Source organism: Kineococcus sp. R86509 (genome assembly GCF_042466365.1).
GTDB lineage: Bacteria > Actinomycetota > Actinomycetes > Actinomycetales > Kineococcaceae > Kineococcus.
Genome location: NZ_JAXHCE010000001.1, coordinates 5,062,785 through 5,085,722 on the forward strand (window position 1 = coordinate 5,062,785; position 22,938 = coordinate 5,085,722).

Genomic DNA, 22,938 nt, shown 5'->3' on the forward strand with positions numbered 1-22,938 from the left:
GCAGTCCGAGGGTCAGCAGCTGCTGGAGCGCTGAGCGGTTTCACTGGAGCGGCCGTGCAGGAAGCCCGTAGAGAACCCGAGCCCTGCACCAACGCCGACACCAACACCGACACCAACACCGACACCAACACCGACACCAACACCGACACCAACACCAGGGCCGATGCCGATGCTGACCGGCTGGGGTGCGCTGGTGCCGCAGCACGAACCGCCCGCGCTCTCGTCGATCTCCACGCTGCCGTCCGCCGTGACCACCGGCGTGGAACTGGAGCAGACGCCGGTCTCGGGCAGGTCCAGCTGCAGGTCCGCCGCGGCTTGTTCGTCGCCGGCGAGGTGGGCGGCGATGGAGCGGACCTGTTCGTAGCCGGTGGCCAGCAGGAAGGTGGGCGCGCGGCCGTAGCTCTTCATCCCGGTGATGAAGAAGCCGGTCTCGGGATGGGCGAGAACGTCGGCGCCGTGGGGGGCGACGGTGCCGCAGGAGTGGAACTCCGGGTCGATCATCGGCGCAAGGCGCGAGGGTGCTTCCACACTGGGGTCGAGGTCGAGGCGCAGCTCGCGCAGCATGCCCAGATCGGGCCGGAATCCGGTGGCCGCGGCGATGGCGTCGACGACAAGACGCTGCTCACCGGCTGGTGTCTTGGCCACCACAGTGACCTCACTCGCCGAAGCGTCAGAACCGGCGCTGGGTTCGAGAGCGCTGATGGCGACTTCGGTGTGCAGCTCGATGCGACCGGACTCCACCGCCTGGCGCAGCCGGGAGCCCAGGGCACCGCGGGCGGGCAGACCGTCGAGGTCACCGCCACCGAAGGTTCGTTCGACCGAGGCGCCGCGCACGGCCCAGATGATGCGGGTTCGCGGCCCGGTGCCAGTGCCTTCGGCGGGGTCTTTCTCCGCCAGGGCCACCAGGTGGAGCAGCGTGTTCGTCGCCGAATGTCCAGCGCCGACCACGAGAACGCGGCGGCCGGCGAAGCGGTCGCGGTCGAGGCCGGAAACGTCGGGTAGGGGCCCGGCCATGAACGCTTCCGCCTCGGCTTCACCGATCGCGGGCAACCCGGAGACGCCGAGGGGGTTTTGCTGCTCGAAGGTGCCGGAGGCGTCGAGGACGGCGCGGGCGTGGTGGTCGACGACGCGCGTCTGGCCCTGCGCGTCGGTGTGCTGCACGCGGACCAGGAACGGGCGCTGCTCCCGGCCTCGGCTGTGGGTCTTGTCCAGCCCGAGGCGGCTGACGGCGAGAACCCGGGAGCGGGTGCGGATCCGCGGGGCGAGAGCCTCGGTCGCGGCCAGCGGGGCGAGGTACTGCTCGATGAGGTCCGCGCCGGTGGGCAGGCCGGTGAGCTTCGGGTGCTCCCAGCCGGTGGGTTCCAACAGGCGGGCGGCGGCGGCGTCGACGTTGTAACGCCAGGGGGAGAAGAGTCGGATGTGGGACCAGGCGCGCACCGCTGCGGCGACGTCGTCGCCCGCTTCGAGGACGAGAGGTTCCAGGCCGCGTTCGAGCAGGTGCGCGGCGGCGGCGAGGCCGACGGGTCCGGCGCCGATGACGATGACGGGTAGCTCAGCGCCAGCCTGCCCCGCGTCGGTGACGGCGCTGGTGGCGCTGCTAGTTGCGCCGGCGCTGCTAGTGGCGGTGGTGGTGGTGGTCATGTCGGTCTCCTTCGACAGCACGATCAGCGGGTGGCGGCCGGGACGGTGGGGTCGCCGGGGAAGAAGCGCCTCCCGGCCCACAGGGCGACGTAGACGAACGCGACGAGGACCGGCACCTCGATGAGGGGGCCGACGACCCCGGCCAAGGCCTGACCGGAGGTGACGCCGAAGGTGCCGATGGCCACGGCGATGGCGAGTTCGAAGTTGTTGCCGGTGGCGGTGAAAGACAACGTGGAGGTCTTCGCGTAGCTCAGTCCGATCGCCTTCCCCAAGGTGAAGGATCCGGTGAACATGATCACGAAGTAGGCCAGCAACGGCAGCGCGATGCGGGCGACATCGCCCGGCTGGGAGGTGATGGCGTCACCCTGCAGCGCGAAGAGCATGACGATGGTGAAGAGCAGTCCGTAGAGGGCGATCGGCCCGATCTTCGGCAGGAAGCGGTCTTCGTACCAGGTGCGGCCCTTGGCTCGCTCGCCCAGGGTGCGGGTGAGGAACCCGGCGACCAGCGGGATGCCGAGGAAGACGAGCACCGAGACGACGATCGCGCCGACGGAGAACTCCACCGAAGTGGTCGACAGCCCCAGCCAGCCCGGGAGCACCTGCAGGTAGAACCAGCCCAGGGCCGCGAAGGCGAAGACCTGGAAGACGGAGTTGATCGCCACCAGCACGGCGGCGGCTTCGCGGTCCCCGCAGGAGAGGTCGTTCCAGATGAGGACCATGGCGATGCAGCGGGCGAGGCCGACGATGACCAGGCCGGTGCGGTACTCGGGCTGGTCGGGCAGTAGCAGCCAGGCGAGGGCGAACATCAGCGCCGGTCCGATCAGCCAGTTCAGGATCAGGGAGCTGACCATGAGGCGGCGATCCGCGGCGATGCGTCCGGTCTCGGAGTAGCGGACCTTCGCCAGCACCGGGTACATCATCAGCAGCAGCCCGATCGCGATGGGCAGGCTCACCGAGCCGACCTCCACTGCGCTCAGTGCGTCGTCCAGGCCCGGGATGAGACGGCCCAGGGCCAGGCCCAGGGCCATCGCGGCGATGATCCAGACGGGCAGGAAGCGGTCCAGGACCGATAGGCGCGCCAGCACCGGGGTCTCGACTCCAGATCCGGGGCGGGGGTTCTCGGCGACCACGTCGCTCATCAGGCAGGTCCTTCCATCGACGTCTGTCGATGACGACACTGGCAGCAGACACTGACGGCTGTCAATATCGACAAAGGTGAATGTTGGGTGTCACACTCGGCCCATGCCGTCCGCGTCCACTGCGACCCTGCCGCTCCTCGCATCTCCCAGCGCGGGGTCCAGCGCCATGTCCAGCGCGGGGTCCAGTACGTCGGCGAACGTCGCCTGCTGCGCCCCGCTGACCAGGGAACCGCTCAGCGCGGAGACCGCCGCGGTCCTGGCCCGCACCCTCAAGGCCGTCGCCGATCCGGCCCGCCTGCGCCTGCTGTCCCTGGTGGCCGCGCACGAAGGCGGGGAGGCGTGCGTGTGCGACCTCACCGAACCCCTCGGCCTGAGCCAGCCCACGGTCTCCCATCACCTGAAGGTCTTGGTCGAGGCCGGCTTGCTGACCCGGGACAAGCGCGGGGTGTGGGCCTACTTCGCCGTCGTGCCCGAGGCTCTGAACGCCCTGGCCGCTGTGCTGGCCGCCCCCGTTGGCACTCCCGTCGCCCGTTCCGCTTCCTGAGTTCCGAGGAGTCCCCGCGTCATGACCACCCCGCAGACCATTTCTCCAAGTACTCCCCACGTGCTGTTCGTCTGCGTGAAGAACGGCGGGAAGTCTCAGATGGCTGCCGGCCTGATGCGTCAGGCCGTCCGTGACGACGGCACCGACATCGCCGTCTCCTCTGCCGGAACGAAAGCCGGCACCGCGCTGAACGCGCAGTCGGTGCAGAGCTTGGCCGAGGTCGGCGTGGACATCTCCGATCAGGTCCCCCAGCAGCTGACCGAGGACATGGTGCGCGACGCCGACCTCGTCGTCGTCCTCGGATCTGAAGCCCACGTCGAGCCGGTGGGTGGCACCCCGGTGGAGGTGTGGGAGACCGACGAACCGTCCCTGCGCGGCATCGAGGGCGCCGAGCGGATGGCGCTGGTGCGCGACGACATCGCCGCCCGCGTCGGACAGTTGCAGCAGCGCCTCACGCACTGAGTACGCACGCACGGAGTGCGACTACGCGATCGCTGGTTGCTCCGCCGGTGCACGGTTGCGTCTTGTGTCGCAGCACCGTCGCTCGAGCCTGCCACTGTCAGGCGGAGACGGCGGAGAACACCCGAGCGACCAGTTGACGCTTGCGCCGTGAGCTTCGTCGCCTATGGTTTAGCGAGGTCGTCACGCCCAGGACAGCCACGGCACCTTCCACTACGGCGAGCCGTCAGTGGCTCAGTGATTCGTCGGTCTGACCGTGCTGGTTCGGAGACTGGTGAGCTTCTGACGTGTCCGCTGGAGCTCTTCTCGGGTCTGGTTGAGTTCGCGGAGGTAGTCACGGGCGATCTCGTGCGCGGCGCTCAGGTCCTCATTGGTGGTCGCGATCGTCGTCTGCAGGGAGCGGGTGGTGTCGCGTTCGTTCATCAGCTGGACTCGGAGTTCAGCGAGCTCGCGGTGTAAGTCCTCAGCGATGCTCGGATCGAGTCGGGCGGGAGTGGTCCCGAGCACCTGATGGGCGTCGCGGCGGAGTTGGGCATGGGCGCGGCGCAGGTCGGCTACCTCGGCTTGGGAAGCCAGGAGGCGTGCCTTGAGGGCGCTGTAGGCGGCGGCCGCGGTGGGGTCGGCCTGGTGAAGCGGTGGGTGGTGATGACTGTTCTCGCGCAGATGCTGGACCTCCTGGAGGAGGTCGGGGTTGCGGCGCAGGGTGTGCGGGTGAACACCGGCCGTCCGGGCGACGGACTGGACGTTGATGGGCCGGCCACCATGCTGGAGCGCGGCGATCGCAGCGGCGATCCTGTTCCGGTTGGCGGCGGCCTGCTCCTTCTTGGCTGCGATCGCCCGGCTCGGGTCCCGGCCCCCGCCGGCCACGGCCTTGCTGGTCCCCCCGGTGCTGGTGGGGGTGTCGGGGCTCACGACAGCACCGTCGGGGCGGGCGTGATCGCGCCGCCTCCGAGGTTGAGGCCACCGGTGCGGACTCGGGTACGGAAGTCACGCACGATCGCGGCGGCGGTTTCGACTTGTTCACGCTCCACCGGGGTCAGGGCCTCCAGGTGGGTGCTCAGGAGAGTGAGCATGCGCCGCCATCCGTCGCGGCGGGCGTTGAGGACCGCGACGTGGTGGGGCTTGAGCTCGCTGTCACCTTCGATCAGCAGGCGTTGCAGGGTCATCGAGCAGGTGTGGATCTCGGTCTTGATGTCGGCGATGTTGCTGGGGTCCGCGGCGAAGTGGTCGCAGCTGAAGCACATGCGGTCGTACTCACAGCCCTCCCGGCCCAAGGCGAGGACCTGCGGGTTGGTGCAGTCGTTCGTCCCGATGTCTCGGGCCGGCGCACTGGCCAGCAGCAGCCCCCGGGTTGCTGGTCGTCCGTAGGTGTTCAGCCGGTGGGCGGCGAGCAGGTCGACGGCTTCGCGGAGCTTCTCGTCCTGGACCCGGACGTAGGAGTCGATCGTGGTCTGGACGTTGGTGTGGTCGGCGAGTTCCTGGACCAGGAAGATGTCGGTACCGAGGTTGACGAGGTGCTGGAGGTAGGTGTGGCGGAAAAGTCTGACCTGCAATACGTCGGGCTTGATCCGGGTGCGTCCTAGGTTGAAGCCCGGGACTCCTCCGCTTGGATAGTTCGCCGCGATCGGCAGCCATCCCGGGCCCAGTGGGTGGAACCGCTCGGGCGAGACCGGGATGAACTCGGTCAGACGTTGTCCTCTGGTGGGTTGAATGCCTGGCGGAGAAAACACGTCGGGGAACAAGGGTAAGGTCCCTGCATCGGTGGAGGCATACCGGCTGGTGCTCAGCCGTGCGGTCACGTCAGCGCGGTAGTCGAGCGCGATCTGGGCCACCGTGGCCGGTAGTGCGTGCTCGATGTCGTCGATGCGGAGGCCTTGCGTAGTCAAGCTACGGCAGCGCAGGAGGCAGAGCTTGGCAATCGGAATACCGGTGCTCTGGTGCAGGTGTGCGAGCACGACGGCCTGCTCCAGCAGCGTCACCCACTTGCGGAACCAGATGGCCAGCAGCATGTGCCGTAGCGGTCGGGTGCCGGAGGGGTTGAGGTGGGGTGCGGGGAGCAGTGCCAGGTCTTCGAGTGGTGTCTGGGGGTAGCGGGAGCGCACCCGCTCGATCCAGTCCTGGACGAACTCGCCGGTGCGGGCATCGACCGGAAGCCACACCTTGTCTCGCCCGGACTTGAAGTTGGTGTAGAGCAGTTCAGCGCCACCGGAGTCGGCGATCCGTAGCCGGTAGGCAGGGAGCGAGCACAGCTCTTCGGGTCGGCGCCCGAAGTTCGCCGCCAGGTGCAGCGCGGTGATGAACACGTCACCGCTGAACTCATCGCCGGGAACCGTCCGGGCCAGGTCAAGCACCCGGGTACCCAGGAGGTCGTCGGCGCCGAGGAGAAAGCGGAACGTGGCGTCGGGAAAACCGCGGTCCTGCCGGATTACCGGTGTGGCGCGGGGGAAGTGTCCCCGGTGGATGGCGAACCCCGCGGTGAGGCCAACGCGGTCGCTGATTCCCAAGGCGCGGGCCTGCGATAGGACCGCCGACATGACTTCCAGCATCCCGCGGTGGGTGGACGGACCGACGTCGCCGTCGGCGTGAAGTGCCCTGGTCCACTGGTCCACGGTCGTCACTGTGAGCATGCGTGGGTCGCGACCGTGGTCGGAGCGAGTGTCCAGGAATCGGGACATGCGTATTGCCGCCAGCGCCCAGCTCGCGATGGAGTTGTTGGACAGGGTGTGGACGCGGACTCGCAGCACACTGATCAGCAAGTCCCGCAGCCACGGTTGGGTGATCTCTCCGACCCGCAGCGTGAAGGCCCGGGCGCCGGGCTTGACCACCGGCAAGCGAATCTCGTCGCGGTCCCATTCGCGTTCGGGATCGGCGCTGCTGATCTCCAGGATCGGTCGCCACCGGCGCAGGACCATGGCCGGGCTCTGAGCCAAGTCGGCGTCGTCGAGGTCAAGCAGAGACCCGGCCACCGCCTGGACCGCGGTCCGCATGAGCGTTCGGATGGCGGTGGCAGTGGTGATCGTGCCCTCTGCTTGATCCACCGCCATGCAGGTCAACGCCTCAAGGACCACCACAGGCGTAGGACCATCCATTGCGACCGAACGCCTCCGGGCGAGCTGGCTCATCGAGAGTCTGTCGGTGGCGAGGAACTCGAACCGGCGCGTGGCAGGATCCCATCGCTCTCTGACCCACAGCAGCAGCGGTGGAGTGAGTAGGCGTTGGGCCCAGAGCGGAACCGGGTCGATCCCCAAGCCGAGGACAACGACCGGCGGCGGCATCTGATCCGCGGACGCCAGAGCCAGCTGGCGCGCAGCTCGCGGTGAGACGGAGGCAGTGCTCATCTGGTGACTCCCAGCACACGTTGCCGCCAGCTGCTCAGCTCAGCAACGGCCGCAGTGAGGGTCTCGCTCAGGGCGTGGGTGTAGACCTCCGTACTGGACGGTGAGCGATGCCCCAGGAGCTCCTGGACAGTGAACGAGGGCACCCCAGCATCAATCAGCTCCGAGGCCCAGGTGTGTCGCAGTAGATGCGGTGTTGCCCTTTCCAGGCCGGGGAGGGTCTTCACCTTGTCCTGCCACATGCTGATGAAGCCGCTGATCGACCACTCGCGGCCTCGGGTCGGACCGGCCAAGGAGATCAGCAGATACGGGCACTCCACGCTGTGCGGGATGTGGTCGAATGCCCAGGCTTGCCAGTCCCGGTGGGCCGCTGTCAGACGGGGAGAGATGGGAACGATCCGCTCGTAGTAGGACTTGGCGATCGCCCCGTTGCTGTTGAGTCTGCGCCGCACATGTAGGTGTGGCCCTCCGCTGACCCGGCAACCAAAGACGGCTGCTACATCACGGTTCACGCACCAGTCCTCGATCCTGAGGCCCAAGGCTTCGCCTTCGCGCAGTCCGGCGTCGTATAGGAGCGCGACCGCCAAGCGGTTTCGCGGCGATAAGGGCGCGGCCAGCAGCACCTTGACCTGCTGCGGATGCAGTCGGCTGGCGCGCATAGTCTTTGGAGCGCGGGGTGTCTTGAACCCGGTGACCGCCCGCCCGGTTACGGCCGAGATTTGCCCGTTGGCCATCGCCCAGCGGTAGAACGCCTTGATGTGGACAACCCGCTGGCTGACGGTCGTGGGCTGACGCAGTCGCGGGTCACCCGGCAGCCCACGGATTGGACTCGTCAACGGCAAGCCCTTGGGAACGCTCTGCAGCGCTGACACGAACCCCGCGAAGCGCACGGCATCTGTGCGCAGCGGGTCTACCTTCGACTCAACACACCAACGCCACCACAGGGCCAGTGCTTCGGCCTGGGACTTCAGTGTGTTCGGCGACGATGTCGAGACAGCCGTGACCTTCAACCAGTCGCTGACCTCTGCCACCCGCCGCATCCCGGACTGATCGCGGTGAACTAGCAGCCATCCCGTCCGGCCCGGATCCGGCTCGTACCGAGCGGCGTAGATCAGCGGATACATGCAGGCAACGTAGGGGTGCAACCCTGCGATTACTACTGTTTGCGACACACCATTAGATGGCTGGCCCTATGGGACCGTCTGTACCGCTAAGCAACACCCAATAAGGCGCCGCAGATAAGATCGGTCGGGATCTGTGTCCTGACTTGCTCGATGGCGGCGGCGCTGGTGTCGGCTTCGATGAGCACCATCGTTGCTTCGTCGGCGTCGGCTGTCCGGTGCGCGAGTTCCCACATCACCCGTGCAGCTTCACACGCCCCTACGACAGTGAGCGCCGGCGGCGTCTTTGGCGGTGTGCGCTCGGGACGGCAGTGCCTCTGGTCCTTCTCGCGATGAGGGGCGCTAGTGCGTCGTGGTCATCTCTCATCGTGAGTGCAGCGGTGTCGGCGTGGATCGTCGTACCTGCGCAGCAGCAGGTCAGGCTGAAGGGGAGCAGGACAGGGCTGGGCGGTACCCGTTAAGTCTTCTCATCGACGCGTTGAGCAGTAGTTACTGGCTGGGTGGGGTGTCAGTTTTCTCGCCTTGTGCCTGCAACTCCGCACGTAGCTGGCGCACCTCGAGGGTGAGCGCGTTGACGTCGGCGCGGGTCGCGGCGGTGCTCTGTTCCTGCTCCTCACTGACGCGTTCGATCAGCCAGGACGCCAGGGAGGCGGTGACCACCCCGAGCAGGGCGATCCCCGCGAGCATGAGTCCGACCGCGACCAGGCGTCCGGTGCCGGTGACGGGGTAGCGATCGCCGTAGCCGACGGTGGTGATGGTGGTCAGGACCCACCAGCAGGCGTCGGGAAACGTGGTGATGGTGGCCTCTGGTGCGCCGCGTTCGGCGTCGAGCACGGCGAGGGCTGCGCAGAAGCCGACGAGGGCGGTGGCGGTAGCGACGTAGATGCTGACCCGCCCCCGCAGGGAGGTGCCACCGGTGCGGTTGAGGACCTGCAGGACGGTGATGAGTCGCAGCAGGCGCAAGGGACGCAGGGCGGGCAGGGCCAGCAAGGCCAAGTCCAGGGGGTGGGTCCAGATGAAGTGCAGTCGGTGTTGGGAATGGAGCAACCGCCAGGCGTAGTCCAGGGCGAACAGCGCCCACACGGCGGCGGAGACGAGCGTGCAGGTGGTGCGCGCGGCAGGGTTGAGGTCGGGGTTGAGGATGGGTAGGGCGTAGGCGAGGAGCCAGGCCAGTGCGGCGACGCTGAGGGTGAGCGAGCGCAGTCGAGGTTGATGGGCGCGTCGGGCGCCGACCACGTCAGCGTCAGAGTCAGGGCCAGAGCGGTCACCGGCCCGGCTGGAGGTGGGACTCACTCGCACACCTGGCCGTCGTGATCGGCGTCTCGGTAGTAGGCGTACTCGGGGTCCTGACCTTCGATGTAGGGGCCGTAGCCGGCGGCCTTCGCGGCCTTGCAGGTGCCCATATCGGGATCGGTGCCGGCGTCCGCGGCTGCCTGCGTGGGCGCGGGTACCGGCGCCGGGTCTGGAGCAGCGGAGCTCGCAGCCGGCGGGACAGGAGCGGGAGCCGGGGGAGCAGGCGCCGCGGACTGACTGACCGCTGTACCGGCACCGGCACTGCCGCCACTGCTGGCGCTCGCGGCCGGGTCGATGGGCAGGACCTCATCGGGGCATGACGCAAGGACCCCGGCGATGGCGTCGCGCTCCGCGGCGGTCACCCACAACCCCCACGTGGCCTTCAGCCTGACTTGGCGGGCGACGTAGGCGCAGCGATACGCCTTGTTCGGAGGCAGCCAGGTCGCGGCGTCACCGTCGCTCTTCTGCCCGTTCAACGGCCCGTCCACCGCCAGCAGCTCGAGACCGTCGTTGGCGAACGCGACGCGCTTGGCTGCGTCCCACTGCTGGGCGCCCTTCTGCCAGGCGTCGGAGAGCGCGACGACGTGGTCGATCTGCACCGCGGAGGAGGTGTCCTGCCCACGGGTGAAGGCGATCGCTTTGCCGCTGTAAGGATCGGCCAGGTTGCCGGTGGCGACGACGCAGTCGCGGGTGCCGGCCTTGAACGTCTCGCCGGTGAGGTCACGGGCGAGGACGTCGTTGCGGGAGTCGCAGCCGTTGTGGTCGGTGTCGACCCAGCCGTCGCCGAACTGCTCACGGCTGTAACCGGTCTTCGCTGCCCGGCCCTTCACCTCCAACGTCGCCAGCACCGCCACCGCCGTCTGACCCTGTGCACCACCCGCCGCAGCTCTCGCACCACCGCCACCCTCGCCAGCCGCACCCTCGCCAGCCGCACCCCCGCCAGCCGCACCCCCGCCAGCCGCACCCCCGCCAGCCGCACCCCCGGCGCTCGCGGTCGCCTCGGTTGGCGCTGCAGAGGAGGTGGTGGGGGCGGGTGCGCTCGGTGCAGCGCTGACCGTCGAGGGGACGTCTGGGCTGGCTGTCGTGGTCGATGAGGTGCTTGGGGTGCAGCCAGTGAGCACGGTTGCTACGACAACACTGGCTGCAGCCAACCCGATCAGGCGGCACCTGCTCCGCCGTCGTCTCGTCCCCGTCTGCGCCCCTGTCGCCACCCGTCCACTCTGACAGGACCCACTCGACGGACGCGGGTACTCGGTGTCGCCGCGGCGTCGCATTGGCGTCGCCCTGACATTGCACGGGTGTTGCCGCCACCCTGCTGCCGTCCCGTTGCGAGCCCTCCGCCGCAGTGCAGCTGCAGCGCACCCGCACCAGTCCGTCGGCGACTGATGGGTCGCACACGACGATGCCGGCGCTCGTGAGAGCAGGCCACCTCGACGTGACCGCCGGGGGAAAACCCTCATACGGCCAGCCCGGTGGGACGTAACCGGTACGAGACGGCGAGCCCGGATCGCCGACCTGACGCGTCCGACCTGGGCGACCTAGTCGACCTCCACTTCCTGCGGGCTGGATCGTCAGACAGCAGCGATGAGGTCCGGGGAGTCATTGCGAGGAGAGTTGACCGCGGGGGAAACCTCTCGGGTGCTCAACGTCGGCTCCGGCAAAGCATCCAGAACCTGGCGGACCAGATCCAGGTCGGTCAGCTGGGGGTCCAGCCAGTCGTCTCGCATGTCGGGCGGGACGAGGACCGGGGTGCGCTCGTGGATGTGGCCGAGGGCGTCGGTGGCTTGGGTGGCCAGGATGGTGAACGTCCACAGCCAGCGGTCGGGGTCGTTCTCGTCCTTGGCCGGGTCCGGCCACAGTTCGTAGAGTCCGGCGAAGGCCTCGACGGCGGCCAGGACCTGGGCGGGGTCGGAGTTCCTGGCCGGGTCGAGCGTGCGCGCCGACGGGGCGGCCGTGACCACCAACGCGTCCAGCCGGCCGTGCTCGGCCAGCACCGCGGAAACCCCGGCCCGCACCGAGTTCTCGTCGCTGCCGTCCAGGACCAACCCGTCGGTCGTGCGCCGGGACGCCGCGACGACGGTGGCCCCTTCGGCGCGCAACCGTTCCACGACGGCGGAACCGATCAGGCCGGTTTCACCCACCACCAGCGCCACACGTCCCGCGAGCCCCAGGTCCACGACGGGAAACCCTACAGGGGGACCCCGGACCCACCGGGCACCGCGATCAACTCAAGGGCAGGGCCAGCAGGGCGTTCTCGACGACCTCCGGCAGGGCCGGGTGGATCCAGTACTGCCCCCGGGCCATCGTCCGCGCGTCTAGGCCGAACGCCATCGCCTGGATCAGAGGCTGCAGCAGCGAGGAGGCCTGCGGCCCCATGACGTGCGCCCCCAGCAGACGGCCCGACTGCGGGTCGGCCAGCAGTTTGGCGAAGTGGTGCTGGTCCTCCAACGCCCACCCGTAGGCGACCGATCCGTACTCCTGGACGGCGCTGACGTAGGGCAGGCCCATCTCGCGGGCCTGCTCCTCGGTCAGCCCCACCGAGGCGACCTGCGGGTCGGAGAACACCGCGTGCGGGACGAACCGGTGCGAGGTCTCGATCATCTCCTGCGGGTGCAGCAGGTTGTGCTGCACCACCTTCGCCTCGTGGTTGGCGACGTGCTTGAGCTGGAAGGGGGAACTGACGTCCCCGAGGGCGAAGACCCCCTCGACCGTGGTGCGCTGGAAGGCGTCCACCTCGATCCGGCCGTCCTCCTCGCACCCGATGCCCGCGGTGCCGAGGTCGAGCAGGTCGGAGTTCGGGGTCCGGCCGGCCGCCACCAGCAGCACGTCGGCCTCCAGCACGGTCCCGTCGTCGAGGACGGCCCGCACCCGGTCCCCCGGCAGCGGTTCGACCCGGCTCACCTGGACCGCGCGGCGCAGGTCGACCCGCTGCGCCATGCGCTCGGTGAATCGTCGCGAGACCTCGCCGTCCTCGTTGCGCAGCATGGCGTCCGAGCGCAGCAGCACCGTGACGGCCGTGCCGTAGGCGGCGAAGACGTGGGCGAACTCCGCCGCGATGTACCCGCCACCGACGACGATCATCGTCTCCGGCAGCCGGTCGAGCCGCATGACGGTGTCGGAGGTGTGGACCGTGACCGCGTCGATCCCCTCGATGGGCGGGACGACCGCGCGGCTGCCGGCGGCGATGACGATCCGGTCGGCGGTCAGGGTCTCGCCCTGGGCGGTCAGGAGCTCCTTCGGCCCGGTGAAGCGCACCTGGGTCCGGTAGAGGGTGACGTTGTCGTTGCCGGCCCGCCACTGCTCGCCGCCGGCGGAGATGGGGTCGATCCGGCCGAAGATCCGGTCCCGGACGGCCGGCCAGTCCACGCCCTTGAACTCCAGGTCGACGCCGAGCCGCGCGGCCTCGGCCGGGCTCGTGGCCAGGTCGGCCGGCAGCACGAACATCTTCGTCGGGATGCAGCCGACGTTGAGGCAGGTACCGCCGAAGACGCCCTTCTCGACGATCGCGACGCTCAGGTCGGCGAACCTCTCGTCCACGATGCTGTTGCCGGAACCCGAGCCGATGATGACGAGGTCGAAGTGAGGCACGCCGATCATCATGCCTGGCCCCGCCCCGGTGGGAACCTCATGGGTCCATCAGTGACAAGCTCAGACGGGTACCAGATAAGCGGGCACCAGTAGCCTGCGTTTGGCCGCTGCCCGCTTGAAGGCAGGCTTCTCCGTGACGGTCTCGATCCGGGCGTTGATCATCCGGGAGCCGATCTTGAGGTCCTTGGCCCAGGAGGGGACCAAACCCCAGCGAAGAGTCCGCAGCTGGCGCGTCGCTTCACCTTCGGGGTCTTCTCGTGGCTCCGTTCGAGGATGACCCGGGCGTCCTGGGTGGGGGCGATGTTGTAAGAGGCCGGCAGGGCCTCACCGACGACATCGCGGACCCCGAAGACGTCGACGAGTTCGGTCTCGGGTCGGGCTCGGGCGTAGCGACCACACACAGGAGAAGTCTGTCCCAGATCTGCAGGGCCCGCCTGCTTGCCGGCCGGGAAGAGAGCCGCGACCCAGGGGGTCGGTACTGTTCACGATCCGCCACCCAGGTCACCCGGGCGGCGCGGTTGCGCAGGACCCGCTGGCGTCGCTCCTGCGATCATGGCCGGTGTGAACCGTCGCGTCTTGGCCCTGCTCTCGGTGCTGGTGCTTGCGGGGCCGGCGCTGACGGCGTGTGCCTCACCGGAGCGGGTCGGGAGAGGTGAGGCGCGTGATGCGGCTGACGACATCGCCGATCAGCTCGAACGTGACCTGGGTCGTGGGGTACGCAACTACGGCGTCGACGCCCGCGACGTGGCCGGCGCGGAGGTCGTGGGACGCGAGAACGTGGAACTGCTCAGCGCCTCCGGGAAGGTCAACTCCGATGAGCCCGCGCTCATCGATGTCCGGATCACGGGGCACGTACCCGCCCACGACGGCGCCATCGGTGGGAAGTCCTGGCCGGAGACGACGGTGCATCGCTGCTACACGTTCGTGCTGCGCAGCTACTACGGCACCACGCGTGAAGCCGGAACGTCCTGCGACGACGACGACATCGACGCCGACGGGAAACCGAAGCAACCGCTGGCCCCTCCACCGACGTCACCGCCGACGATCGACCTGGGCGAGGTGGAGGCCGCCACGCTGAACGACGCTCTCACCCGCTTCGACGACGGTACCGACGTCGCGGAGGCGGTGGGCAACACCCTGCCGCCGGAGGTGTTCCTCGACGTCAAGACCGTCAACGGCACCATCGGTGTCGGTCTCCTGGCTCCGGGTCCCACGAGTGACTGCCTGCTCGGGCGGCGTCTGCCCGGTGGTGAGGTGGAGGTGTGGATCCCGCCGGCGATCACCGTTGCGCCGGGTGAGGCGAGCTGTGATGGGACGACCGCTGCGGACGGGGGTGCGAAGACGTACCCGCACTGACCTCAGCGCACTGACCTCAGCGCGTTGACTTCCTTGCGTGCACCAGTACCGCTCCCGGAGATCGGCCCTACGGGGTGGACTTCGGCAAGGTCCTAGATCCAGCCGGTGCCGGTGGGGATCCCGGCGCTGGGGGTTGGGCGGGGACGTCGACGGCGTTGCTCTACCGCGCGGAAGGTCCGTGACCAGCGCAGTGCGAACGCTTCGAGGTCGTCGGCGTTGACGCAGGCTGCGAGTTCCTCGTCTTCGGCCGGACTCCACGGCGCGGTGCGTCGGGTCGCAGTTGCGGCGGTGTCGGCGTGACGCTGCGCTTGCGAGCGGTGTGGCTGGTGGACCTGGCTTGGTGGTCGAGGCTGCAGTGCCGTTTGAGGCTGCAGCTTGCTCTGGGGTGGGGTCACGGTGCGCTCAGCTGCCAGCCGTCGCTGGGCCCACTGGGACCGTGGAGGAGCCAGCTCCGCTCCCGCAGCCATGCGGTGCGCTTCTGCCAGACCCGGTCCCCGACACCGGCTTCGCGGGCGAGGACGGCGGCGGTGTGATCGGGTGGGATGTGGTTGTCGTAGTCGGCGGCCGCGGCGAGCACCCACACCACCGCCTGCAGCGAGGTGCGCGACGGCAGCGGCAGCCGCGCTCGGGGGATGGTGCGGATCGAGGCGTGGACCGTGCGGGCCCAGCGCACCGCGGAGGGGACCATGTCACGGGGGTCAGTAGGCAGCAGTCGCACGTGCTCGAGCGGCACCTCGCCGGGCGGCCCGTCGAGGTCCTCGTGGAGGTCGCTGCTCTCCGGTGCGGGCTCGAGATGCAGGTCGCTGCTCATCGCGGGTAAGCCGCGGCATGCTCACGGGCGGCGGTCAGCACCTCGCTGCGCACAGTGCTGGAGCGATCCACCAGGCCGTGCAGGACGTCGTGCCCACCAGCAGGTCCAGGGCCGGCGCTCATCGCGGCCACCGCGGTCCGCGCGAGCGCGGAGCGCAGCCGTGCCCGGTCCCACTCCACCTGGGCCATCCACTGCGAGACCTCACGCAGTTTGGCCTCGGTGAGATCGATGTGGGCGGCCAGGAGAGCGACCTCGCCGGCGGAGTAGGCCCGCCCGCCGCGCAAGGTGGCCTTGCCCATGTCCGCGAACCGCATGATCGTCCTGTCGGTCGATAGCCGTCGGGTCTTGACCGAGACCACCCGGGCGGTCCAGGCCCCACAGCGACCGGCGCCTGGGTCGGACGACTGGGTGGGAGAACGGAGCGGGCATGCTGCGCGCGTGAAGCACGCATCGACCTTCCTGCACTTGACTGGCGCTATCGCGGTGATGACGGCGCTCGCTGGCTGCAGTGGTGGAGCCAGCGACGGGCCCGAGGCGAGCTCGACCTCGCCGGCGGGACCTGTACCGACCGTCTCGACGAGTGCAGCGAACGGGTCAGTGGCCCCCTCAGCGACGGTCTCCAGCGGCGGCAGTAGCTCAGCCAGTGCCGGCGGTGACGTCGTCGCTGCCGATCGACTGCCCGATCTCGTGCAGCGGTTGCGCGCTGGCGTTCCCGAGATCACCGACGCGCTCATCTATGACGAGACCACCGATCCCAATGACCTGCTGGGGCGGCCCAACGGCTACACCGGCGCGGCCAGCCTCACCGACTCCCGCGCCAGCGACCCTGGCGGCACCGGCGGCATCGACCTGGGCGCTGTCCTGGAGGTGTGGCCGACCCAGGCTGATGCTCAGGTCCGTGCGGACTACATCGCCACCGTGCAGAAGGGCAACACGTTGCTGGGCAGTGAGTATCACCACGTGCGCGGCAATGTCTTGCTGCGCGTCAGTGGTCAGTTGCCGCCGAGTGTGGACGTAACGTACGCCGCGGCGTTCGCCGGGTGAGCTGCGGGACTCCACTGCACCTGGAGCTGGTCAGTTCTTCGAGGACTATGCACGTCAGCTTGAGGGTAACTCCAGCTGGCGAGACTTCTAGAAGAACTGAGTGACTCGTTGCGTCCAATGGATCACCCAAGAGTTCCCAGGTGGCCCCCTTTGGGGGGCCATTGTCGTGACTCCGCCACGTGTCGCTTATCCATCTGCCTTACTGGCTAGTTGCAACAGCAACGAGTGCCATGGAGGGCAAACACGTGACACAGCAAGAGGCCACCGAGAGCTGGTGGTTCGACGCAGACGACGCCACGCGTGAACGGGCACTGCGTCTTGAGGGAACGGACCTGCTCCCCAACGACATGGCGCTGGATCTGCAGATGGCCGGCGTCACCGTCACCGCAGTGGACACCGAGCAGGGTCCTGCCCACGTCATCCCCGACGTCGTGCTGGAGTTCCTCGACGCGGCTCGCGCGCTGCGATTCGAGTAGCTGCGGTTGGAGTAGACGCAGCGAGGCCCGCCAGGAAGGGGATCCGGCGGGCCTCGTAGGTCAAGGGTGGGGCCGGTTTCAGCCGTTGGCTTCCTGGAACAGGGCGATCAGGTCGTTCTTGATGCGGCCGCGGTCGGAGACCTCGTGGCCGTGCTCGCGGAGCCAGGAGCGTGCCTCGTGGGCGTCGGTGGAGGCGCTGGCCGTCTTGGCGGCCGTCTTGGTGGCTGCCCGCTTCGCGGCCGGACGTCGGGGTCCGTTGATCGTGCGGGCGTTGTCGACGAAGGCGTCCAGGCTGTTGCGGAAGCGTGTGGCGTTCTCGTCGTTGAGGTCGATCTCGTAGGTCGCACCGTCGATCGAGAAGGTGATCGTCTCGGTCGCTGAGGAACCGTCGAGGTCGTCTGTCAGCTCAACAACGTGCTTCTGTGCCATGGCGTCATCGTCCCATGGGTGAGGCAGCGCTCAGCTGCGCCGCTCCACCGGTCGATGAGGTCCTACGCGATCCGACGGGTCTGCCCCAGCTTTGGTCGACTTCATGACGTGCCCCACCCCTGGGTTACCCACGGTGGTGTGAACATCAGCGAGTTAACCGAAGGAGGGGCCAGACACGTCGTAGTGCCGGGTGCCGAGTGCCGCCGCGAAGTGTGGGTCTGGTCAGGCGGCTTGGGTCTCGCGGGTGTGGATGAGGCCAGCGGCTTCGAACAGGGGAGCAAGGTCGAGGTCGCAGGCGTCGCAGAGGTGATGCAGGTCGGTGAGGAGCTCGACGAGAGCTTGCTGCATGTCGTCGGCATCGCTATGGCTGATTTGGCCGTGGCGGTGCAGTACTTCGGCGGCGTAGGTGGCGCGGTGGGCGTTGGTCTGGCGGGTTCGGGCGGCGCGGGTGGCGAGGTCCTCACCATCCGGTGTGGCGTTGGGTAGGGCAGTGACTCCGTTTGTGTGACCGGCGCTCGCGGGCTGGTGGCTGGCCTGGGTCATGGCGGGTCCTCCGGTGCAGGGAGTCCAAGGGGGCGGGGTGAAATGTGGGGGCGCGCGAGTGGCGTGATTCGCGCTTGCGGGCCCTGGGTGCCCTGCCGGACGTGGCGTCTTCGCTGAGGCGGGCTGGTGATGCGTCTACTGCGGTCAGTGATCGAGCCGGCTCAGGTGCCGTCTGGCCTTGAGCCGAAGTGTCAGCTGGTGGGGTGCTGGGTGACGATGAGGGTGAGGCGCGGATCTCGCCCGCTGAGTCCACTCGAAGGAGCCTCTGCGGCAGCCTCAGGAGTGGCGGAGGTTCCACGGCTGGGGGTGGGCACCAGGTGGAGTCCGTCGTGTTGCCGACTCGCGGGGGGTCGGGCGAGAGCGGCGAGGTGGCCGCTGCCTACGGGGGAGCCGGTCCCGGGGTGGGGGACGGATTCGCTGACGATGCTGATGACCGGTGCAGACGGCTGAGCAGCCTGGAGCTGAGCAACACTCAGTTGCCGGTCTGTGACCTGCGCAGTCTGTAGTGCAGCAGCTTCGAGATGGGTGGCCGATCCGGCGGCGTAGCCGGCGAGGTAGCCGAAGAACGCGGCGGCGGGGACCGCAGCCAGGAGTAGGACGACGCGTTCGCTGGGCTTGGCGTGGGCGAGCAGCGGTACAAGGCTGAGGGTGGCGAAGGAGGCCAGGCCAACGGTGGTGGCGCGACGTGCATCGATGCGGCTGCCGCGGATGATGATGCGGGGCACGTCGTGACTCCTGCCTGCTCCCGGTACCAGCTACGTGTCCCCGGCCTGGGGTTGAACCCGGTGGGGTCGGCGAGCTGTCGCCTTTGCTGTCGACTGAGCCTGCCACACGACGGCCCTGAGAGCACGGGCTATGGGGGCGGGGCCAATGCCTGAGCTCATGGGTTTCGGTCTGAGGTGCTCGATTGTGTCGTCGCTGACGAAGTCCGCCCGTAGTGATCAGGTCATCGATCACGCCCATCGATCGAGGTAGCGACCACAGGCCCGGCCGCTCGTCACCATCACCTCCTCTCCCGGGTCGGCCAGCTTCACGCTTCCAGCCCCCGGGCCGTCAAACCCCTAGACCGTCAACCCTCGACCCTCGGCGCTCGCAGGCGGAGGCCCGCTAGGACTGGGCCGCTGTGGGGGTCAGTGGGCGTCTTCGTAGGCGCGCAGGACGGCCGGGCTGATGCGGCCGGTGCCAGGGACGGGGTGGCCGTTGTCCAGAGCCCAGGCACGGATGATGCGGTGATCAGGGGTGAGAGTGGTGCGCTTGTAGTTGTCGCGATGTCCGATGGTCTGCTTCCCGGTGCGGCGGGCGTGCTGGATGAACACGTCGAGATCGGCGCGCAGTTGGTGGGCGTGATCGGCACTGAGGTCGATCTCGTAGCCGGCGCCCTCGAGGGCGAAGACGATGCGTTCGGTCGCGGGACTGGCACCGTCGACATCATCGATCACGTGCGTGGTGGTTCGCTTGGCCATGGATCAAATGATGGCAGATATCCAATGATCTGAATGCGAACGTCAGTAAGGTCGGGTTCGACTATTTCGACCCGTACTCAGCCGATGTTGCGACGTGATGTTCTCTTCGGCAGTACCGTGAATTCCCCCGCGAAATCTGCTGAAATTCTTAGGAGAGCGCCGAGTGTCGAAGTCGGTAAGCAGTTAGGTTCCTTGGCCGTGTTTGAGCTGGTACCTGAGCAGCACCGGGATCGACCGTTCACGGCCTCGGTGTGAACAGCCGGTGGTCACGACGACAGGTTCCCTAATCGTCTTCCTTCACCAGATGGAGGCGACGACCACGAGGGACACGGCCAGCTGCGCAGCTCCCAGCACCACACTGGCAGGGTGCAGGTCCCGCTCGACGAGCACGTCGCGCATCCGTCCAGGGGTCAACAGTTCCAGTACGGCACCGGCCAAAGCCTGCAAGAACACCCCCAGCAGACCGAACGCCACCGTCCAACCGAGCGCCGAGCCTAAGCTCGCTTCCCCGTTCGTCCAGATGGCGGTGAACACCACCAGACCGAGCCCCAAAAACCCGCACGCGACGACGACAGCGGCGTTGGCGGAGCGGTGCACCCAGATCTGCTCGGTCAGCTTCCCTGGAGTGAGCAGGTCCAGGACGATGAATCCCACGGCGAGCAGCGCCATCCCCACCAGCGAATAGACGGTGGCGTGTCCCAAGCTAGCGAGCACTTCTTCTCCTTGACGACGGTTGGGCGATGGTTTGGGTGGCGGTTCGGGTGAGGGGTTGCGCAGCCGCTCAGACAGCCGGCTCAGATCGGGTCGCGGGTCGCGGGTCGCGGGTCGCGGGTCGCGGGTCGCGGTTCAGCCGAAGCCGGAGCGGTGGAGCGGTGGGGCAGTGGATCAACCGGACAGCCAGGTCTGGACCTGCTCCGGGGTGGAGCGGGGCGCATCCAGGCGGTGCGGGACGAAGCGGGCAGCGGTGTCGGTGATCAGTGACGTCGACTCGCGAAACCCCAACCCGGCGGACTCACCGGCGATCAGCCAGCTACCGATCACCGGGTAGTTGCCCTGAAGATCGGGCAGTTCGGTGAACGCCTGGTGCACCAGGGTCTGACCAGCGGTGTGGGCGGGGTCGCTACGGACATCGATCCCCGGCGCGCTGATGCGGACACCCGCTCCTTCCCACCCGTGGACGGGTTTGGACACATACCCCCGGCGCGCCTCCGCGCTGCCCGGACGAGGTTCCTCCAACCACGCCGGCAGCAGGTTCGGGTGACCTTCGAACTCCTCCCACAGGGCCACCAGCAGGGTCTTCGACGCCAGCAGCACCTTCCACGGTGGTTCCACCCACCGCACCGCGGCCGAAGGATGGTCCAGCAGGGGGCCGAAGCGTTCGGCGAACATCCAGTCCCAGGGGTAGAGGCGGTAGCAGACGTCGACGGGCCGGTTCTGCAGGTCGACGAAGCGCCCGCCCTCCTGCCACCAGCCCAGCTCCTCCATCCGCAGGCCGACGTCGATGAACCCGGCCTCGCGCACGGTGTCACGCAGGTAGGCGACAGTGACCCAGTCCTCGGTGGGTTCGCTCTGCCCGGCGGCCAGGTGGACCAGGCCGCCGGCGTGCTCCGGCAGCATCTGCTGCCAGGCCGCCACCAGCCGCTCGTGCAAGGTGTTCACCTGGTCGCAGTCTGGGTGCAGGTCCTCCAGCCAGTACCACTGCACCACCGAAGCCTCCACCAGCGCGGTGGGGGTGTCGGCGTTGTACTCCAGCAGCAGCGGGGGACCACTGCCGTCGAAGGCCAGGTCCAACCTGCCGTAGAGCGAGCCGCCGGCAGGGCCGGCGTCGGGCGCGGCGTCCAGGGATCGGCGCAACGTCGGGCGTGCGTGGGCGGGCAGCCCCAGACTCGCCCACAAGCGGTCATCGGTGAGGACCCGACGTGCCGCGGTCAGCGACATCTCGTGCAGTTCCTCGCTGACCCGCTCCAGTTCGCCGGCCTCCTGGGTGTCCAGCACGTAGGCGGCCGACTCGTCCCAGTACAGCCGTTCGCTACCTCCGTCGCCGCTACCTCCGTCGCCGCGGTCGCCGTCGTCGTGGCTGTCGTCGTCGTGGTCGTCGTCGCGGGCCACGGCGTAAGCCAACCCCTGGGCTTCCACGGTGGCGCGCCACCCGGCCCGCGCCGGGGACGTCTCGCGGCGCATCTAGCCCCCCACGCTGGTGTCGCTGCCGCCACCGAAGCCGCCGCGGCTGATGCTGGCTCCGTCGCCGGGCACTCCGCCGCGGGTGAGTGCTGACCCTTGCGGAGGAGTGGCGGTGCCGCCGCTGACCCGTTCACCGATTGCGGGGGCGCGAGTCCCTGTCCCGTAGTAGAGCCATCCCAGACCGCCGACACCACCGACACCGCCGACGCGGGTGCCGCTCTCGTCGCAGCGGTCATCATCGACGCGTTGGCGGGTGCTCTCATCCACACACACCCCGTGGTAGTCCTTCGCGTCGTCGCCTGAGCTGCACGCGGCCAGCGATGTGGCGGCCAGCACTCCGGAGACCGACACGCTCAGCACTCGAGACCGCCACTGTCGTGACAAGCCGTGCTCCTTCAACCCGTCCACCCCCATGATCGACGATCACGCTACCGACCACCACGGCTCCACCTGTCACCGATCAGTGCAGCAGACCCGGATGCCTGGGGTGGACGCCTGCCTCCGGCTGAGGTGGGTCATCCTGGCCTCGTGCGTCGCTGGGACCCGCTCCAAGAACAAGACAACCGCCAGCAGCGACGGATCGCTGCGGCGGGGCCGCCTGCCCCCTCGACCGCTGACGTCGCCGGCTTCGAGGACTACCCCTGCTTCTACGTGAAGCTGCGTCACGGGCGGGTCCTGGACTCCGCGAGTTCCTTCGAGGAGGTCGTGCGCTCAGCACGCGGGGGCTGGTCGGCGGGGACGACGGTGACGGCGACCCATCTGGCTCCCGACCGTCATCCGGTTCTCCTCCTCGAGACAGCTGTCGGTGCTGGGAGCGACGCCGGGTGCGGCGCCGGGTGCGGTGCCACCCGCTGGGTCGCTGACGTGCCCGGTAGCGCTACCGCGGGTCTCGTGGGTGCGCTGCGGACCTTGAACGCCTTCGACGCTCTCCCGGAGTCGAGCATCCAACGCGGCGGGGTGAACGGCTCCACTGCCGCCCGGACGCAAGCGGCTTGGCTGAGTGAGGAGACCGGGGCCGGTGTGGACGGGTTCCGGGTCCAGTGTCCCCGTCCGTGGGGTCATGAGGGGTTGTGCGTGGTCCACGCCGTGGTGGGGGATGTGACGTGGAGCTGGGACCGCGAGCGTGAGGTGATCGTCACCTGACCTCTCGTTCTCGCCACCGTTCCTCGGCCGACGAAGGGAAGGGAGAGGAGGGAGAGGGCCAGGGGAAGGGGCCCGCGGTGAATGGTTGCAGGGGTCAGCCGGCACCACCGGGTGCGGATACGACTATGACGTGTACTGCCGCGCCCTGCGCGGGCGCGGCATCGCCTCGCGTATCGCCCAACACGGTGTTGTTCACGGCTCAGGACTGGGTCGTACCCGCTGGGTCGTGGAACGCATCTTCGTTTGGTTGCATCAATTCCAGTGGCTGCGCATCCACTACAAAGTCCATGCTGACCTGCACCTGGGGTTGCTGCAGTTGACGTGCAGCCTGAACTACTCCCGGAAACCCTCGGCGTCACAGTAGAACGAGCT

23 protein-coding genes and 2 pseudogenes are annotated in these 22,938 nt (G+C 68.5%); 6 read left to right on the forward strand and 19 right to left on the reverse strand.

The window, feature by feature from the left end:
- Positions 1-12: 12 nt before the first annotated feature.
- Both SJY07_RS24740 and arsB read right to left on the reverse strand, forming a co-directional pair.
- Positions 13-1,641 carry an FAD-dependent oxidoreductase gene (locus tag SJY07_RS24740; RefSeq protein WP_380161926.1) on the reverse strand — a complete coding sequence of 543 codons (1,629 nt, stop codon included), beginning with the start codon at positions 1,639-1,641 and terminating at the stop codon, positions 13-15.
- A gap of 23 nt (positions 1,642-1,664) precedes the next feature.
- Positions 1,665-2,780, reverse strand: a complete 1,116-nt coding sequence (gene arsB / locus SJY07_RS24745; RefSeq protein ID WP_380161927.1) for an ACR3 family arsenite efflux transporter — start codon at positions 2,778-2,780, stop codon at positions 1,665-1,667.
- Between the two features lie 103 nt (positions 2,781-2,883).
- Here arsB and SJY07_RS24750 point away from each other — a divergent pair, with 103 nt between their 5' ends.
- Together SJY07_RS24750 and SJY07_RS24755 are read left to right on the forward strand one after the other, a co-directional pair.
- Positions 2,884-3,324 carry an ArsR/SmtB family transcription factor gene (locus SJY07_RS24750; protein WP_380161928.1) on the forward strand — a complete coding sequence of 147 codons (441 nt, stop codon included), beginning with the start codon at positions 2,884-2,886 and terminating at the stop codon, positions 3,322-3,324.
- A 21-nt stretch (positions 3,325-3,345) separates the two neighbouring features.
- Entirely contained in the window at positions 3,346-3,786 is a 441-nt protein-coding gene (locus SJY07_RS24755; RefSeq protein ID WP_380161929.1) for a low molecular weight phosphatase family protein, read from the forward strand.
- Between the two features lie 231 nt (positions 3,787-4,017).
- Here SJY07_RS24755 and SJY07_RS24760 read toward each other — a convergent pair whose 3' ends face one another.
- The 9 genes and pseudogenes from SJY07_RS24760 to SJY07_RS24800 all read right to left on the reverse strand — a co-directional run.
- Positions 4,018-4,695 carry a hypothetical protein gene (locus SJY07_RS24760; RefSeq protein WP_380161930.1) on the reverse strand — a complete coding sequence of 226 codons (678 nt, stop codon included), beginning with the start codon at positions 4,693-4,695 and terminating at the stop codon, positions 4,018-4,020.
- A complete protein-coding gene (locus SJY07_RS24765) occupies positions 4,692-6,905 on the reverse strand; it encodes a hypothetical protein (RefSeq protein WP_380161931.1) in 2,214 nt (737 codons plus the stop codon). The genes SJY07_RS24760 and SJY07_RS24765 overlap by 4 nt, the downstream gene beginning before the upstream one ends.
- A 212-nt stretch (positions 6,906-7,117) precedes the next feature.
- On the reverse strand, positions 7,118-8,242 hold the full coding sequence (locus tag SJY07_RS24770; RefSeq protein ID WP_380161932.1) for a tyrosine-type recombinase/integrase: 1,125 nt from the start codon (positions 8,240-8,242) through the stop codon (positions 7,118-7,120).
- 86 nt (positions 8,243-8,328) lie between these two features.
- On the reverse strand, positions 8,329-8,478 hold the full coding sequence (locus tag SJY07_RS24775; protein WP_380161933.1) for a hypothetical protein: 150 nt from the start codon (positions 8,476-8,478) through the stop codon (positions 8,329-8,331).
- A 250-nt stretch (positions 8,479-8,728) separates the two neighbouring features.
- Entirely contained in the window at positions 8,729-9,475 is a 747-nt protein-coding gene (locus SJY07_RS24780; RefSeq protein ID WP_380161934.1) for a potassium channel family protein, read from the reverse strand.
- Between the two features lie 53 nt (positions 9,476-9,528).
- Positions 9,529-10,380, reverse strand: a complete 852-nt coding sequence (locus tag SJY07_RS24785; RefSeq protein ID WP_380161935.1) for a DUF1524 domain-containing protein — start codon at positions 10,378-10,380, stop codon at positions 9,529-9,531.
- A 723-nt stretch (positions 10,381-11,103) separates the two neighbouring features.
- Positions 11,104-11,709 carry an SOS response-associated peptidase family protein gene (locus SJY07_RS24790; RefSeq protein ID WP_380161936.1) on the reverse strand — a complete coding sequence of 202 codons (606 nt, stop codon included), beginning with the start codon at positions 11,707-11,709 and terminating at the stop codon, positions 11,104-11,106.
- A 46-nt stretch (positions 11,710-11,755) separates the two neighbouring features.
- On the reverse strand, positions 11,756-13,120 hold the full coding sequence (locus tag SJY07_RS24795) for a mycothione reductase (RefSeq protein ID WP_380161937.1): 1,365 nt from the start codon (positions 13,118-13,120) through the stop codon (positions 11,756-11,758).
- A 78-nt stretch (positions 13,121-13,198) separates the two neighbouring features.
- Positions 13,199-13,521, reverse strand: a pseudogene (locus tag SJY07_RS24800) (SOS response-associated peptidase); the annotation flags it as partial.
- Positions 13,522-13,681: 160 nt separating this feature from the next.
- Between SJY07_RS24800 and SJY07_RS24805 the strand changes: the two are divergent.
- On the forward strand, positions 13,682-14,476 hold the full coding sequence (locus SJY07_RS24805) for a hypothetical protein (RefSeq protein WP_380161938.1): 795 nt from the start codon (positions 13,682-13,684) through the stop codon (positions 14,474-14,476).
- A gap of 391 nt (positions 14,477-14,867) precedes the next feature.
- Here the strand turns inward: SJY07_RS24805 and SJY07_RS24810 are convergent, their stop codons facing one another.
- Both SJY07_RS24810 and SJY07_RS24815 read right to left on the reverse strand, forming a co-directional pair.
- Positions 14,868-15,287: a hypothetical protein gene (locus SJY07_RS24810; RefSeq protein ID WP_380161939.1), complete on the reverse strand. Its 420-nt coding sequence runs from the start codon at positions 15,285-15,287 to the stop codon at positions 14,868-14,870.
- Positions 15,284-15,601 carry a hypothetical protein gene (locus tag SJY07_RS24815; protein WP_380161940.1) on the reverse strand — a complete coding sequence of 106 codons (318 nt, stop codon included), beginning with the start codon at positions 15,599-15,601 and terminating at the stop codon, positions 15,284-15,286. Before SJY07_RS24815 ends, SJY07_RS24810 begins: the two co-directional genes overlap by 4 nt.
- A 124-nt stretch (positions 15,602-15,725) precedes the next feature.
- On the opposite strand from SJY07_RS24815, the gene SJY07_RS24820 reads away from it, so the two are divergent.
- Together SJY07_RS24820 and SJY07_RS24825 are read left to right on the forward strand one after the other, a co-directional pair.
- Positions 15,726-16,331, forward strand: coding sequence for a PGRS-family protein (locus SJY07_RS24820; protein ID WP_380161941.1), 606 nt, complete (start codon positions 15,726-15,728; stop codon positions 16,329-16,331).
- A 245-nt stretch (positions 16,332-16,576) separates the two neighbouring features.
- The gene (locus SJY07_RS24825; protein ID WP_380161942.1) at positions 16,577-16,807 is read left to right on the forward strand and encodes a hypothetical protein; all 231 of its coding nucleotides are present in this window, start codon (positions 16,577-16,579) and stop codon (positions 16,805-16,807) included.
- A gap of 78 nt (positions 16,808-16,885) precedes the next feature.
- Here SJY07_RS24825 and SJY07_RS24830 read toward each other — a convergent pair whose 3' ends face one another.
- The 6 genes from SJY07_RS24830 to SJY07_RS24855 form a co-directional block, all read right to left on the reverse strand.
- Positions 16,886-17,236, reverse strand: coding sequence for an Lsr2 family protein (locus SJY07_RS24830; RefSeq protein WP_380161943.1), 351 nt, complete (start codon positions 17,234-17,236; stop codon positions 16,886-16,888).
- 222 nt (positions 17,237-17,458) lie between these two features.
- Complete coding sequence (locus SJY07_RS24835; RefSeq protein ID WP_380161944.1) at positions 17,459-17,779, reverse strand: hypothetical protein; 321 nt, start codon at positions 17,777-17,779, stop codon at positions 17,459-17,461.
- Positions 17,780-17,970: 191 nt separating this feature from the next.
- Positions 17,971-18,504, reverse strand: coding sequence for a hypothetical protein (locus SJY07_RS24840; protein WP_380161945.1), 534 nt, complete (start codon positions 18,502-18,504; stop codon positions 17,971-17,973).
- 405 nt (positions 18,505-18,909) lie between these two features.
- The gene (locus SJY07_RS24845) at positions 18,910-19,242 is read right to left on the reverse strand and encodes an Lsr2 family protein (RefSeq protein ID WP_380161946.1); all 333 of its coding nucleotides are present in this window, start codon (positions 19,240-19,242) and stop codon (positions 18,910-18,912) included.
- Positions 19,243-19,539: 297 nt separating this feature from the next.
- Positions 19,540-19,956, reverse strand: a complete 417-nt coding sequence (locus SJY07_RS24850; RefSeq protein ID WP_380161947.1) for a DUF350 domain-containing protein — start codon at positions 19,954-19,956, stop codon at positions 19,540-19,542.
- Between the two features lie 171 nt (positions 19,957-20,127).
- Positions 20,128-21,423 (reverse strand): glutathionylspermidine synthase family protein, encoded by a 1,296-nt coding sequence (locus tag SJY07_RS24855; RefSeq protein WP_380161948.1) that lies wholly within the window; start codon positions 21,421-21,423, stop codon positions 20,128-20,130.
- Between the two features lie 1,156 nt (positions 21,424-22,579).
- Between SJY07_RS24855 and SJY07_RS24860 the strand changes: the two are divergent.
- Positions 22,580-22,930, forward strand: a pseudogene (locus SJY07_RS24860) (transposase); the annotation flags it as partial.
- Between the last annotated feature and the right edge of the window lie 8 nt (positions 22,931-22,938).

Excerpts from the sequence above, each read along its gene's own strand:
- SJY07_RS24810 (WP_380161939.1), bottom strand. The coding sequence starts at position 15,287 with ATGAGCAGCGACCTGCATCTCGAGCCCGCACCGGAGAGCAGCGACCTC.
- SJY07_RS24770 (WP_380161932.1), bottom strand. The coding sequence starts at position 8,242 with ATGTATCCGCTGATCTACGCCGCTCGGTACGAGCCGGATCCGGGCCGG.
- SJY07_RS24750 (WP_380161928.1), top strand. The coding sequence starts at position 2,884 with ATGCCGTCCGCGTCCACTGCGACCCTGCCGCTCCTCGCATCTCCCAGC.
- SJY07_RS24740 (WP_380161926.1), bottom strand. The coding sequence starts at position 1,641 with ATGACCACCACCACCACCGCCACTAGCAGCGCCGGCGCAACTAGCAGC.
- SJY07_RS24835 (WP_380161944.1), bottom strand. The coding sequence starts at position 17,779 with ATGACCCAGGCCAGCCACCAGCCCGCGAGCGCCGGTCACACAAACGGA.
- SJY07_RS24855 (WP_380161948.1), bottom strand. The coding sequence starts at position 21,423 with ATGCGCCGCGAGACGTCCCCGGCGCGGGCCGGGTGGCGCGCCACCGTG.
- SJY07_RS24845 (WP_380161946.1), bottom strand. The coding sequence starts at position 19,242 with ATGGCCAAGCGAACCACCACGCACGTGATCGATGATGTCGACGGTGCC.
- SJY07_RS24765 (WP_380161931.1), bottom strand. The coding sequence starts at position 6,905 with ATGAGCCAGCTCGCCCGGAGGCGTTCGGTCGCAATGGATGGTCCTACG.
- SJY07_RS24815 (WP_380161940.1), bottom strand. The coding sequence starts at position 15,601 with ATGCGGTTCGCGGACATGGGCAAGGCCACCTTGCGCGGCGGGCGGGCC.
- arsB (WP_380161927.1), bottom strand. The coding sequence starts at position 2,780 with ATGAGCGACGTGGTCGCCGAGAACCCCCGCCCCGGATCTGGAGTCGAG.
- SJY07_RS24755 (WP_380161929.1), top strand. The coding sequence starts at position 3,346 with ATGACCACCCCGCAGACCATTTCTCCAAGTACTCCCCACGTGCTGTTC.
- SJY07_RS24830 (WP_380161943.1), bottom strand. The coding sequence starts at position 17,236 with ATGGCACAGAAGCACGTTGTTGAGCTGACAGACGACCTCGACGGTTCC.